At 45.6% G+C, this 13,806-nt stretch carries 13 protein-coding genes; 12 read left to right on the top strand and 1 reads right to left on the bottom strand.

Annotated features, from left to right (window positions below):
- The first annotated feature begins 1 nt into the window (after position 1).
- From rpmI to ACXHJ2_RS15800, 7 genes are all read left to right on the top strand, one after another.
- A complete protein-coding gene (gene rpmI / locus ACXHJ2_RS15830) occupies positions 2-202 on the top strand; it encodes a 50S ribosomal protein L35 (protein WP_007429516.1) in 201 nt (66 codons plus the stop codon).
- A gap of 53 nt (positions 203-255) precedes the next feature.
- The gene (gene rplT, locus ACXHJ2_RS15825) at positions 256-615 is read left to right on the top strand and encodes a 50S ribosomal protein L20 (RefSeq protein ID WP_007429517.1); all 360 of its coding nucleotides are present in this window, start codon (positions 256-258) and stop codon (positions 613-615) included.
- A gap of 367 nt (positions 616-982) precedes the next feature.
- A complete protein-coding gene (locus ACXHJ2_RS15820) occupies positions 983-2,020 on the top strand; it encodes a BMP family lipoprotein (protein WP_013370073.1) in 1,038 nt (345 codons plus the stop codon).
- Positions 2,021-2,158: 138 nt separating this feature from the next.
- Positions 2,159-3,697 carry an ABC transporter ATP-binding protein gene (locus ACXHJ2_RS15815; RefSeq protein ID WP_165081431.1) on the top strand — a complete coding sequence of 513 codons (1,539 nt, stop codon included), beginning with the start codon at positions 2,159-2,161 and terminating at the stop codon, positions 3,695-3,697.
- Entirely contained in the window at positions 3,690-4,769 is a 1,080-nt protein-coding gene (locus tag ACXHJ2_RS15810; RefSeq protein WP_165081433.1) for an ABC transporter permease, read from the top strand. Before ACXHJ2_RS15815 ends, ACXHJ2_RS15810 begins: the two co-directional genes overlap by 8 nt.
- 1 nt (position 4,770) lies before the next feature.
- The gene (locus ACXHJ2_RS15805) at positions 4,771-5,730 is read left to right on the top strand and encodes an ABC transporter permease (protein ID WP_010349245.1); all 960 of its coding nucleotides are present in this window, start codon (positions 4,771-4,773) and stop codon (positions 5,728-5,730) included.
- 258 nt (positions 5,731-5,988) lie between these two features.
- The gene (locus tag ACXHJ2_RS15800) at positions 5,989-6,336 is read left to right on the top strand and encodes a hypothetical protein (protein WP_165081435.1); all 348 of its coding nucleotides are present in this window, start codon (positions 5,989-5,991) and stop codon (positions 6,334-6,336) included.
- Positions 6,337-6,364: 28 nt separating this feature from the next.
- Here the strand turns inward: ACXHJ2_RS15800 and ACXHJ2_RS15795 are convergent, their stop codons facing one another.
- The gene (locus tag ACXHJ2_RS15795; protein WP_025676364.1) at positions 6,365-6,805 is read right to left on the bottom strand and encodes a GNAT family N-acetyltransferase; all 441 of its coding nucleotides are present in this window, start codon (positions 6,803-6,805) and stop codon (positions 6,365-6,367) included.
- 614 nt (positions 6,806-7,419) lie between these two features.
- On the opposite strand from ACXHJ2_RS15795, the gene ilvB reads away from it, so the two are divergent.
- The 5 genes from ilvB to leuB all read left to right on the top strand — a co-directional run bounded on the left by ilvB (position 7,420) and on the right by leuB (position 13,751).
- Entirely contained in the window at positions 7,420-9,165 is a 1,746-nt protein-coding gene (gene ilvB / locus ACXHJ2_RS15790) for a biosynthetic-type acetolactate synthase large subunit (RefSeq protein ID WP_013370079.1), read from the top strand.
- A gap of 1 nt (position 9,166) precedes the next feature.
- Positions 9,167-9,652 carry an acetolactate synthase small subunit gene (ilvN, locus tag ACXHJ2_RS15785; RefSeq protein WP_013370080.1) on the top strand — a complete coding sequence of 162 codons (486 nt, stop codon included), beginning with the start codon at positions 9,167-9,169 and terminating at the stop codon, positions 9,650-9,652.
- Between the two features lie 163 nt (positions 9,653-9,815).
- A complete protein-coding gene (gene ilvC, locus ACXHJ2_RS15780; RefSeq protein WP_013309387.1) occupies positions 9,816-10,808 on the top strand; it encodes a ketol-acid reductoisomerase in 993 nt (330 codons plus the stop codon).
- Positions 10,809-10,932: 124 nt separating this feature from the next.
- Positions 10,933-12,474, top strand: a complete 1,542-nt coding sequence (locus ACXHJ2_RS15775; protein ID WP_013370081.1) for a 2-isopropylmalate synthase — start codon at positions 10,933-10,935, stop codon at positions 12,472-12,474.
- 200 nt (positions 12,475-12,674) lie between these two features.
- Positions 12,675-13,751: a 3-isopropylmalate dehydrogenase gene (gene leuB, locus ACXHJ2_RS15770; protein WP_013370082.1), complete on the top strand. Its 1,077-nt coding sequence runs from the start codon at positions 12,675-12,677 to the stop codon at positions 13,749-13,751.
- Positions 13,752-13,806: the final 55 nt, after the last annotated feature.

Raw genomic sequence — 13,806 nt, 5'->3', positions numbered from 1 at the left:
AATGCCAAAAATGAAAACACATAGCAGCCTTAAAGGCCGCTTCAAAATTACCGGTACTGGTAAAGTAACGCGTTACAAAGCTTACAGAAACCACTTGCTTTCCCACAAATCCAAACGTGCAAAACGCGTTCTGGGTACTAACCCTGAGATGGCACCTGGGGACGTTAGACGTCTGAAACAAGGTCTTGCTAACCTGAAATAGCATTAAGCACGGAAATAAATAAAGTATAAACATTATTTGGGAGGTCTTTTGATATGGCAAGAGTAAAGGGCGGATTCGTCGTTCGTCGTCGTCATAAAAAAGTATTGAAGCTTGCTAAAGGTTATTTTGGTTCCAAACACCGCATTTTTAAAACAGCTAACGAGCAGGTAATGAAATCGCTTGTTTACGCATACCGTGACCGTCGTCAGACGAAACGTAACTTCCGCAGACTGTGGATCGTGCGTATCAACGCAGCAGCTCGTTTGAATGGTTTGTCTTACAGCAAATTGATGCACGGTCTGAAATTGGCTGGTGTAGACATTAACCGTAAAATCTTGGCTGATCTTGCAGTCAATGATATTAATGCATTCAACTCTTTGGCCACTGTTGCTAAAGGTAAAATCAACGCTTAATTAAGGCGTAAAAACCGCGAAAGTGGTAACAAAGGTGTCCCGAGCAGTACGCTGTGTAGGGACGCCTTTTTTTGTACATACTTAACACTAAAAAGGATTTCGTTTTCTTCAAAATACGAATAAATATGACGTGTGATGATAGAATGTATGGATTTTTTGATTTTGTAACGCTTACATTTTTGGGATTCTAAAAAAAATTGACCCAAGGTTATTAATTGTCTAGATTTTAGCCGATCATAATTGTATAATCTCTAAAGTAAGTCTTCTGTACGATCTGTCTCGTCAGTAAATGACATGAAAATGATGTGCATTTTCTAAAGAAAAGAGACAGTCCAGGGATCTAACACTAAGGGGGAACAGTATCAGCATGAAGAAATTGTTTAGTATGTCTTTGGTTATGCTGCTGGCGATCTCGGTCATTCTCGCAGGCTGCGGTAACAAAAATCAAGGTGCGTCCAACGCAAATGGTGGAGAAGCAGGCGGTTCTGCCAAAACATCAAATGTCCAACTTGGCATGGTTACAGATGTGGGTGGAGTAAACGACAAATCGTTTAACCAATCTGCTTGGGAGGCACTTCAAGCTATTGAGAAAGAATCAGGCGTTAAAGTTAAATACCTGCAAAGTAAATCCGACCAAGATTATATTCCTAACCTCAACCAATTCGTTAAGGGTGATTTCAACCTGACTTGGGGAATCGGTTTTAATCTAGCTAATGCGATTGGACAAGTAGCAAAAGACAATCCGAACAAAAATTTGGCGATCATTGATAGTGTTGTGGATGCGCCTAACGTTAAATCGGTTGTATTTGCTGAAAATGAAGGTTCCTTCCTGGTGGGGGTTGTGGCTGGTAAACTTACTAAAACAAACAAAATTGGTTTTGTGGGTGGACAAGACAGCCCGCTGATCAAACGTTTTGAAAAAGGATTTGAAGCAGGGATTAAGGCTGTTAATCCAAAAGCACAACTGAATGTGAACTATACGGGTGCATTTGATAAGCCAGATCTCGGTAAGGCTGCAGCAGCAACGATCTACAACGATGGTGCAGATATTATTTTCCATGCAGCTGGCGGATCAGGAACAGGCGTATTTAACGAAGCACTCGCGCGTAAGCAGCAAGGTCAGCAAGTATGGGTTATCGGTGTAGATAAAGACCAATCACTTGAGTTTGGTGACGAGGTAACATTAACTTCCATGGTAAAACGCGTAGATGAAGCAGTAAAACGCGTATCCCAAGAAGTAATTGACGGTAAGTTTAAGGGCGGTGTCGAAACACTGGCTCTGAAAGATAACGGAATTGGTTTGGCAGATACATCTACGAAAAACGTTCCTAAAGACGTGCTTGATCTTGTAGAACAATACAAGCAAAAAATCATTAAAGGCGAGATTACAGTCCCTTCGAAATAAGTTAGACTGAAGAACATAGAGGTGGCGACAAGGCTGGTTCATAAGACTAGCCTTGTTCTTACGTCTGGAGTTATAAGATTATAACGGGCAATATCAGCTCATTGGAGCACATACTATAAAGTGTATAAGGGTGATCTCATGGATGCAGCGACCCCCGTCGTTGAGTTAAAGCAAATTACAAAACGATTCCCCGGCATCGTTGCCAACGACTCCATCAGCATCAAGCTGCATAAGGGAGAAATTCATGCCCTTTTGGGTGAGAATGGCGCGGGTAAATCTACGCTTATGAATATTCTTTTCGGACTATATCAGCCGGATGAAGGGACCATTGAAATGGGAGGGAACCCCGTACAGATTGATAGTCCAAATAGGGCGATTGATCTGGGGATCGGCATGGTGCATCAGCATTTTAAGCTCGTACAGCCGTTTACCGTAACCGAAAATATTGTCCTTGGGTCGGAGCCACGTAAAGGTCTGAAAATCAATTATAAAAAGGCTGCCGCAGAAGTACAGCGGTTGTCTGAACAATACGGACTTCAGGTAAATCCGAATGCCAAAATTGAGGATATATCTGTTGGTATGCAGCAGCGTGTGGAAATTATCAAAACGCTCTATCGCGGTGCAGATATTCTGATTTTCGATGAGCCAACCGCGGTGCTGACACCGCAGGAAATCTCTGAGTTGCTGGAAATTATGAAGCGCTTAGTAGCTGAAGGCAAATCAATCATTCTTATCACTCATAAACTCAAAGAAATTATGCAAATTGCAGATACGGTTACGATCATTCGCCGAGGTAAAGTTATTGACACGGTCAAAACATCTGAAACAACACCAAATGAGCTGGCGGAGAAAATGGTGGGCCGTCGTGTGTCCTTTAAAGTGGATAAGAAGCTTGCTCAACCAGGACAAACTGTACTGGAAATGAACAAAGTAATTTCTAAAAACAAGGATGGCATTCATGTTCTGAATGAATTGAACCTGCAGGTTAGGGCCGGCGAGATTTTGGGGATTGCTGGAGTAGACGGCAATGGACAGAGTGAGCTGATAGAAGCTTTGACAGGATTACGCAAGGTGGATAGCGGAAGTATCCGTTTGCTCGGAAAAGAACTGGCAAATCAGCCACCGCGCAAAATTTCAGAGGCAGGCGTTTCACATATACCGGAGGACCGCCATAAGCATGGATTGGTGCTCGATTTTTCCATGAGTGAAAATATGGTGCTGGAGACGTATTATCAGGCGCCTTACAGTAAAAATGGCTTCTTGAACAAGGACGCTATAGAAAAGCAGGCAAAAAGTCTTATCGAGAAGTTTGATGTTAGAACACCAGATATTCATACCAAGGCAAGATCGCTATCTGGTGGGAATCAGCAAAAGGCAATCATAGCGCGTGAAATTGATAAAAACCCAGACCTTCTCATTGCGGCGCAGCCTACACGCGGGCTGGATGTCGGGGCTATTGAATTTGTCCAGAAACAATTGATTGCCCAGCGGGATCAAGGTAAAGCAGTACTGCTCATTTCTTTTGAGCTGGACGAGATTATGAATGTATCCGATCGAATTGCTGTTATCTATGAAGGCAAGATTGTCGGGGAAGTGCTGCCTGAAGAAACGAATGACCAGGAACTGGGACTGATGATGGCAGGAAGTGCAGTGAAGAAAGGAGCAGAGAATGGCTAACTTATTAAAAATATTCACAAAAGACTCCTTTGTTCTGGCTCTAGTCTCTATTATTTTTGGCCTCATTCTGGGTGCTATCGTGATGATGATTGGCGGGTATGACCCTATTGTGGCTTATTCCGCTTTATTTAGCCGTGTGTATGGAGATTCCTACAACTTTGGCGAAGCGATCCGTGAGATGACTCCTTTGATTCTAACAGGATTGGCATTTGCTTTTGCGGCTCGTGCCGGGTTGTTTAATATCGGTGGCGAAGGGCAGTTTTTGGTCGGTATGACAGCTGCTTCGATTGTGGGCATCAAACTTCATGGGCTGCCTGCTATCATTCATGCACCGCTGGCTGTGATCGCAGGAGCAGTTTTCGGAGGCTTGTGGGCAGCGATTGCTGGCTATTTGAAGGCCAAGCGAGGCGTGAACGAAGTTATTACCTGTATTATGATGAACTGGATCGGCCTGTATTTGGCTAATTTGGTGATTAATCAGTTTGCACTTATGGAAGGCGAAAATCGCTCTGTGGATATCCAACCTTCCGCTTCCATTTCCATTGATTGGCTGTCCCAGATGATGGGGAATGCTCGGGTTCATTGGGGCACAGTTATTGCTGTGCTGGCGGCAGTGTTTTTCTATATTTTTATGTGGAAAACAAAGCAGGGCTATGAGCTTCGGGCTGTCGGATTTAATCAGGATGCATCCCGTTATGCAGGCATGAATGTAAATCGCAATATTATAAAAGCGATGTTTATTAGTGGTGTTTTTGCCGGATTGGCTGGTGCTTTTGAGGTGCTGGGGGTTTTCCATTATCAATCTGTCATGGCAGGGTCACCGGGAACGGGCTTTGACGGTATCGCTGTGTCTTTGATCGGGATGAATAATCCGTTCGGTGTACTGCTCGGTTCTGTTTTGTTCGGAACACTTACGTATGGTTCTGCGGGGATGAGCTTTAGCGCGGATGTACCGCCAGAAATTATCCGAGTAGTCATTGGCTCGATTATTTTCTTCATTGCGGCCCAAGGTATTGTGCGTTGGGTTGTAAAGCCGCTCTACTCCAAGTGGAAGAAAGAGAAGGTGTTGTAAAATGAGTTGGTTAACACTTGGTGAATTAATCCATACAACGCTCGTTTTTGCGACGGCGATTATTTTTGCGTCTCTTGGCGGAGTTTTTTCGGAAAAATCCGGTGTAACGAATCTGGGATTGGAAGGACTTATGGTATTTGGGGCGTTTGCGGCAGGTGTGGGCGGATTTTATGCCGAGCAAGCGGGACTAGGAGGCACCTCTGCGGCCTGGGTAGGTGTGCTGTCAGCTGCGGTGTTCGGTATTCTGGTTTCGCTCATTCATGCTGTTGCCTCTATTACGTTTAAAGCCGATCAGGTAATCAGCGGGATTGTCATTAACTTCTTGGCAGCAGGTAGTACCCTGTACATGGTTAAGCTGTTATTCGAGGGTGATGGTGACACTGGTCGAATTCAAGGCTTTAACGAGATATCCATCCCTTATCTTGTGGATATTCCGATTGCAGGAAAAGCATTTTTCCAAGCCTACCCAACGACATATCTAGCTATTCTATTGGTTATTATTGGCTACTTTACTTTGTATAAAACTCCGTTTGGCTTGCGTTTGCGTTCAGTAGGGGAGCATCCAGGTGCAGCCGATACCGTGGGGATCAAGGTCAATCGCCTTCGTTATATCGGTGTTATGATTAGTGGTGCGTTGGCTGGGATTGGTGGAGCAACAATCACTTTGACTACAACCAATATGTTCTCACATAATACCGTTTCGGGGCAGGGCTATATTGCTATTGCGGCTATGATTTTCGGTAAATGGAATCCGCTCGGTGCTTTTGGCGCGGCAGTGTTTTTCGGTTTTTCACAAGCCATTCGCAACTATGTGCAGTTGTTTGCATGGTCGCAAAGTATTCCCCAGGAAATTATTTTTATGTTGCCGTATCTCCTGACGATTATTGTGCTGGTGGCGGCAGTTGGACGTTCACGCGCTCCGGCTGCTTTGGGTCAACTGTATGATCCAAGCAAGCGTTAATAACTCATAGACAGCTGAATGTTTTTAAATATACGCGTTAGTGTATATGAAAATCTGGTATCTGCATGTGCAGGTACCAGATTTTTTTACATTGTGCAGGCATTTAAACATACGCTTCTGGCTTGAATGGAATAGACTGTGCTATGCAGATTGGACGGACGCTCGGCCCCTGTCAGCTCCAGTCTATTTTGTGGTGGTGGTAAGCTATCAAGGAGCCGTTCAATCTGTCCATCCGTTGAGAAAGAAGGAGGAAATACGATGAAACAGGCAGTAACCAGAAAGCAGGTGGAGAAGCTTGTCGGCAAAGTCATCTTCGCTACACGTAAGGATGGCTCCCGGGTCAGTGGCAAGCTGATTCGCATTTCGGGTAACCGACTGATTCTCCAACCAAACCGTAAGAAAAAAGTAAACACGAAGGCGATTATTCCTCTGGTGCTTTTTGATTTGCTTGCCATTGGCACAGCTCCATACGTGGGTGCCTACGGTGGCTACGGTCCAGGTTATGGAGGACCAGGCTATGGAGGACCAGGATATGGTCCACAGTATGGACCATATCCAGACGGGGGATACCCCGGAGTAGGCCCGTTTTACCCCAACTTTTTTTAGTTTTACAAAATCCCGAAAACCATGCTTTTCACAATGACTTTTCGAGTTCGTGACATCGGCTTAGAGCCACATATCGTAGCATGTGGTATTGATGGCGTAGATAAAAATGGATCCCTCGCACATTGTCTTCGTCCACCATCACTTTAGCCCGCTTGCAACGTCGCAGTCGGCCGTATTGCTCGGCATACTCCAGCAACTTTTTTCCGTATCTTTTACCTTGATGAGCCGAAGAAATTGCGATCAAATCAATGTATAATAGTTCTCCATGCAGCATAACATGAATGAAGCCAACAACCTGTGCATTATCCGGTCTGCAAGCTACAAAAGTGATGCCCCGGTTTAAGCGCCGGGGTAATTCTTTACGTATTTGATCCATTTCTTGGGCACTTAAATGCGATAAGGGGACAAGCTCTTGCTCAATTAGACGGAAGATTATTTTGTCATCTTGGGCGCATCGTTTGCGAATCATAAACGGGCCTCCTTTTTTACCCTTTTAACAAGATATGACTTGGTCTTTGGAGGAGTACAAAATCTCACTGTGCGGTCTTTTTTATAATATGCGGGTACCTCTTACAAGCGTGCGACCCAGAGGTGTTTAAGCGGAGAAACATAAATTTTTATGAAATATGGGTATTGACTATCCCAGATGGGGGACATATAATGTGTCTAAACATTTGAAAGAATGACATGAACACAACGGCAATGAAGAGGACGAAGTGATTAGGGCTCTTTTGTTCAGAGAGTGAGGCATTAGCTGCAAGCTTCACCAAAATCCCTTTTTAACGAGCTCACCTTGGAGCTGTTTTCCTGAAAAGTATTTGGGCCCCATGATATTAACGGTGCGCCGAATCGCCTATTAGGGAAAATCGTACGGTCTACGTTACAGACGCCAGATATGGAGATCCTTTGTGATTTCTGTACCTGCCAAGGTTCGATATTGCGAAATATCGGGCAAACACGGGTGGTACCACGGAAGCTAGAGCCTTTCGTCCCTCAGTAACAGCAAGTCTGTTCTAGGGATGAAAGGTTTTTTTGTTTTTACAAATGTCAGATGTATGTAAATTTTGTAAAGGAGGATGACCAATGAGTGCACAAATTCCTGAAGTTAGGTCAACCGATGAATTACGTCAAAAGTGGATGAAGCCTGAGGTGATTACAGGTTCGGAAATTTTACTCCGTAGCCTTTTGCTGGAGGGAGTAGAGTGTGTCTTTGGATATCCAGGTGGTGCAGTGCTTTATATCTATGATGCCATGTACGGCTTCAAGGATTTCAAGCATGTCCTCACTCGTCATGAGCAGGGAGCTATTCATGCAGCAGATGGTTATGCACGGGCAAGCGGTAAAGTTGGTGTCTGTATCGCGACTTCCGGACCTGGAGCGACAAACCTGGTAACTGGCATAGCGACAGCTTATATGGATTCGGTGCCGTTGGTGGTCATCACGGGTAATGTTGTATCTTCCCTGATCGGTACAGATGCTTTCCAGGAAGCTGATATCACGGGAATTACAATGCCGATTACGAAACACAGCTATCTGGTGAGAGATGTAGAGGATCTGCCGCGAATCATCCATGAGGCATTTCATATTGCCAATACAGGTAGAAAAGGACCAGTACTGATTGATATTCCGAAGGATGTCTCCGCAGCCCAGACGTTGTTTGTTCCACAGACGGAACCTGTGACCATGCGGGGTTACAACCCGAACGTGTTGCCCAACAAAATTCAACTAGACAAGCTGACTCAAGCTATCGCCGAAGCAGAACGTCCATTCATTCTGGCAGGTGGAGGAGTTGTATACTCTGGTGGACATGAAGCACTTTACGAATTTGTTCGTAAAACGGAAATTCCGATTGCAACAACATTGCTTGGTTTGGGAGGATTCCCAAGTGGACATGAGCTCTGGACAGGGATGCCGGGAATGCACGGAACATACACTTCCAATCAGGCGATTCAACAGTCGGATTTGCTGATCTGTATCGGTGCCCGCTTTGATGATCGGGTGACAGGCAAGTTGGATGGATTTGCTCCTCAAGCCAAAATCGTACACATTGATATCGATCCTGCTGAAATCGGAAAAAATGTTGCCGCGGATATTCCAATCGTAGGCGACGTGAAGGCAGTATTGGAATTGCTGAATCAGGATGTGAAACGCGCGGATCTGGCAGATGCATGGAGAGCGCAAATTCAGCAATGGAAAGCTGCGAAACCTTTTTCTTATAAGGATTCTGAAACAGTGCTTAAACCACAATGGGTTATTGAATTGTTGGATAAAACGACCAAGGGCGGAGCAATCGTTACGACGGACGTAGGACAGCATCAAATGTGGGCAGCACAGTATTACAAATTCAATCAGCCACGTTCATGGGTCACCTCCGGTGGACTGGGTACGATGGGATTTGGTTTCCCTTCTGCCATCGGCGCTCAGATGGCCAATCCCGATAGATTGGTAATATCGATTAACGGAGACGGCGGCATGCAGATGTGTTCGCAGGAATTAGCCATCTGTGCAATCAATAACATTCCGGTCAAAATCGTAATCATCAACAACCAGGTACTTGGAATGGTTCGCCAATGGCAGGAATTGATCTATAACAATCGGTACAGTCACATTGACCTGGCTGGAAGCCCGGATTTTGTGAAACTGGCCGAAGCATACGGTGTCAAAGGACTGCGTGCTACGAATAAGGAAGAAGCACGTCGGGCTTGGCAGGAGGCGCTTGATACACCCGGACCGGTCGTTGTCGAGTTTGTAGTCAGCAAGGAAGAGAATGTATATCCGATGGTGACGCAAGGTTCGACAATTGATCAAATGCTGATGGGGGACGAGTAAAATGACGACAAAAAATACCATTGCTGTACTGGTAAATGATCATCCCGGCGTTTTGCAACGTGTGTCCGGACTGTTTGGTCGCCGTGGCTTCAACATTGAGAGCATAACTGTGGGTCAATCGGAGGAAGTTGGATTATCCCGTATGGTCATTGTGACTGTAGGAGATGAGAACAACCTGGAGCAGATTGAAAAGCAGCTTTACAAGCTGGTTGATGTGATCAAGGTCATCGATCTCAGTTCCAAGCCGATGGTTGCTCGGGAATTGGCAATGATTAAGGTAAAGGCTGAACCGCCTCAGCGACCAGAAATTATGGGCGTGGTAGAAACGTTCAGAGCAGCTGTAATTGATGTTGGAACGACAAGCTTGATTGTTCAGGTCATTGGCGATACTGAAAAAATCGATGCGATGATCGAGTTGTTGAAGCCTTACGGTATTCGCGAGTTGACCCGAACCGGGGTTACAGCTATGATACGTGGAAATGCATAATATAAAGCTTTAACGATTTACCGCTTATAGCGCATTACATCATTAAAGAACCGCCCGCATAAGAGCGGGTGCTCGAAGAGATTTTTAGATACCAATCATGAGGCGAAGTCTCTTGGAGTACCCGCTCATTATGAAGGGTCCAATTAAAAGGAGGAAATTAACCATGGCAGTTACAACGTACTACGAAAAAGATGCAGAACTCAGCGTATTGAAAGGAAAAACAGTGGCCGTAATTGGTTACGGTAGCCAAGGACATGCTCAAGCACAAAACTTGCGTGACAGTGGTGTAAATGTTGTTATTGGTTTGCGTGAAGGCAAATCAGCTGATGTCGCAAGAAACGACGGTTTTGAAGTTCTAAACGTAGCTGATGCAACAAGCCGTGCAGATGTGGTTCAAATTTTGTTGCCTGATGAAACTCAAGCTTCTGTCTACAAAAACGAAATCGAACCTAACCTGAAAAAAGGCGCAGCACTTTTGTTCTCCCATGGTTTCAATGTTCATTTTGGACAAATCGTAGCTCCTAAAGATAGCGATGTATTGCTGGTTGCTCCAAAATCCCCAGGACATATGGTACGTCGTACCTATGTGGAAGGGTTTGGTGTACCGGGATTGATCGCAATTGAACAGGACGCAACAGGCCAAGCCAAAGAAATCGGTCTTGCTTACGCAAAAGGCATTGGCTGTACACGTGCAGGCGTAATTGAAACCTCCTTCCGTGAAGAAACGGAGACGGACCTGTTCGGTGAGCAGGCGGTATTGTGTGGCGGTGTGAGCGCACTCGTAAAAGCGGGCTTTGAAACATTGACTGAAGCCGGATATGCTCCTGAGATGGCATACTTCGAATGTTTGCATGAGCTTAAGCTGATCGTTGACCTGATGTATGAAGGTGGATTGGCAACAATGCGTGATTCCATCAGTAATACAGCAGAATATGGCGATTATGTAACTGGACCACGTGTGGTAACAGAAGATACGAAGAAAGCCATGAAGGATGTATTGACTGACATTCAACAAGGTAAATTTGCTCGTGACTTCATCCTTGAAAATCAATCTGGACGTGCATTCCTGACGGCTACTCGTCGTAATGAAGCTAACCATCCGATTGAAGTGGTGGGCGGACAATTGCGTGAAATGATGCATTGGATCAAAAAGTAACAACCTTTTGTACTATAAGCTCGACAACATGAATTATTTATAAATATTAATTACAATGCGGCCCTGCTTATTGCGTGAGCCGCATTGTAATTTAAGGGTCCAAATCCTGAGGAGGTGCGTTAGGTTGCGCAAAATATATATATTTGACACAACGTTGAGAGACGGAGAACAGTCACCTGGCGTGAACTTGAATACTCGTGAGAAAGTAGAGATCGCTCATCAGTTGGAAAAGCTGGGAATCGATCGTATGGAGGCTGGGTTCCCGGCTGCTTCTCCGGGTGATCTGGCGGCTGTTAATGCAGTGGCAAAAGCTGTAAAAAATTCGACCGTTATTGGCCTTTCGCGTGCAAGGGAACAAGATATTGATGCGGTTCGCGAGGCGCTTAAGGGAGCACAGGACCCGTGTATCCATATCTTTTTGGCAACCTCTCCAATTCATCGTCAGCATAAGCTACGGATGGAGAAGGCACAGGTATTGGAAACTGCCCGTGCAGCCATTCGTTATGGATTGAAGTATTTGCCAAAAGTGGAGTTTTCATTGGAGGATGCAGGACGTACGGAGCTTGATTTTGTGGTTGAAATGGTCACCATGGCTGTACAGGAAGGGGCTTCTGTCGTCAATATTCCAGACACGGTAGGTTACTTAACACCCTACGAATACGGAAATATATTCAAACATATCAAGCAAAATGTGGTTGATGTGGAGAAGATTCAGTTGAGTGCACATTGCCACAATGACTTGGGAATGGCTACTGCTAATACGCTTGCTGCGATCCTGAACGGTGCAGATCAGATCGAGGGGACTATTAACGGTATCGGTGAACGTGCTGGAAACACGGCCATTGAGGAAATCGCCATGGCACTGGAGACGAGACAGGAATTTTTCCAAGCCAAAACGTCTCTGCAATTGTCTGAAATTGCACGCACGAGCCGATTGGTTAGCCGTTTGACGGGGATGGTAGTGCCGGGCAACAAGGCGATCGTGGGTGCTAACGCTTTTGCGCACGAATCAGGTATTCACCAAGACGGCATGCTGAAGGAAAAGACGACCTATGAAATTATGACACCGGAAAGTATCGGTCTGAAAGAAAGCAAGCTGGTGCTGGGCAAGCATTCAGGGCGTCATGCTTTCCGGGAGCGTTTGGTTGAGTTGGGCTACGAATTGAACGAAGAAGATCTGAATCGCGCTTTTGGGCAGTTTAAGGATTTGGCTGATAAGAAGAAGGAAGTATCGGACGATGATATCCTGGCATTGCTGGAAGAAAAATTGGCCGATGCACCTGAAGTCTTCAAGCTGGAAACCATTTTCGTAACTTATGGGAACAAGGCTACGCCTTCCGCACAAGTGCGACTGGTTAACGATGAAGGTCAGGTGATTGAGACAGAAGCTGAAGGGAATGGTTCAGTCGATGCGATCTATAACGCGATTGATCAAGCCAGCAGCGAGAGTGTTGTACTTTCTGATTACTCCATTAAATCTGTTACCCATGGCAAGGACGCTCTAGGGGAAGTACATGTGGTGCTGACTCAGAACGGAATATCTGTACAGGGACGTGGGGTAAGCACCGATATTTTGGAAGCAAGTGCACGGGCTTATGTGGATGCACTGAACGGTTTGATCGACAAGCGTAAAAATTACAGCAATCGCGTAGACTATAAATCCTAATTTTATACAGGCCCAAGGAATGAGTATAGACAGGATCGGTATCGGTCCTGTTTTCTTATTCTCTGATGAAAAAATCAGCTTATAGGCTAAGCCTATTGAATTGATAGATTCTATATCTTGGTCAAAGCCCTCCCAAATATGTTACAAAGAAGGTATGAGAAATACGGCTGTATGGCTGTATAACAAGAGGAGTGTACGTGATGGCAGACGTTAAAAAGATTGCAGTAATAGCGGGAGACGGAATCGGACCTGAAGTGGTCGCAGAGGCAGAGAAAATTTTGAAACGTACGGAAGAAGTGTTTGGCCTCTCATTTGAAACAGAGCATGCGCTGTTCGGCGGGATTGCCATTGATAAGAAGGGGACTCCATTGCCGCAAGAAACACTGGCCGTATGTCAATCTGCAGATGCCGTGCTGTTGGGAGCGGTAGGTGGACCACAATGGGACAACAATCCTAAGGAGCTTCGTCCTGAAACCGGATTGCTCGGTATTCGCAAAGAGCTCGGTCTATTTTCAAATCTTCGTCCTGCTGTCGTTTTCGATTGTCTCAAGGACGCGTCTACATTGAAACCAGAGGTATTGGAAGGAACGGACTTGATCGTGGTGCGCGAACTGACGGGCGGCATTTATTTCGGTGAGAAGTACAGACGAGAGAGTGCTCAGGGGGAAGAAGCGGTCGATACTTGCGCATATAATGTAACAGAAGTAGAGCGTATTGTTCGCCAATCTTTCGAAATTGCACAAAAGCGTCGCAAAAAGCTCGCATCGGTGGATAAGGCTAATGTACTGGAAACTTCCCGTTTATGGCGTGAAGTTGTTAACCGGGTCGCTGTAGATTACCCAGATGTCGAGCTTGAGCATGTATTGGTCGATAACTGTGCCATGCAATTGCTGCGTCGTCCATCCAGTTTTGACGTCATTGTAACCGAAAATATGTTTGGTGACATTCTTAGTGACGAAGCAGCTATGCTGACTGGGTCCATCGGTATGCTCTCCTCTGCATCACTGGGAGAAGGCAGCTTCGGTCTGTACGAGCCGGTGCACGGCTCAGCACCTGATATTGCTGGTCAGGGACTGGCGAACCCCATTGCAACGATTTTGTCCGTTGCTTTGATGTTCCGCCTCACCTTTGGGTACGAGAAAGCAGCTGACGCTATCGAGAAGGCGGTAGCTGAGGTACTGGATGCAGGACACCGTACGGCAGATATCGCGGTGGATAAATCACAAGCGATCTCGACAACTGAAATGGGCGATTTGATCGCAGCAGCTATTCGCTAAAGTCCCCGGAAACGTACTTGTTCTGAAAAAAAAGCTTCCTATTATATAGTGAGGT

It is taken from the genome of Paenibacillus sp. ALE3 (genome assembly GCF_054113405.1).
The sequence above is the reverse complement of the archived record's forward strand: the minus strand, read 5'-3'. Positions and strand labels throughout refer to the sequence as shown.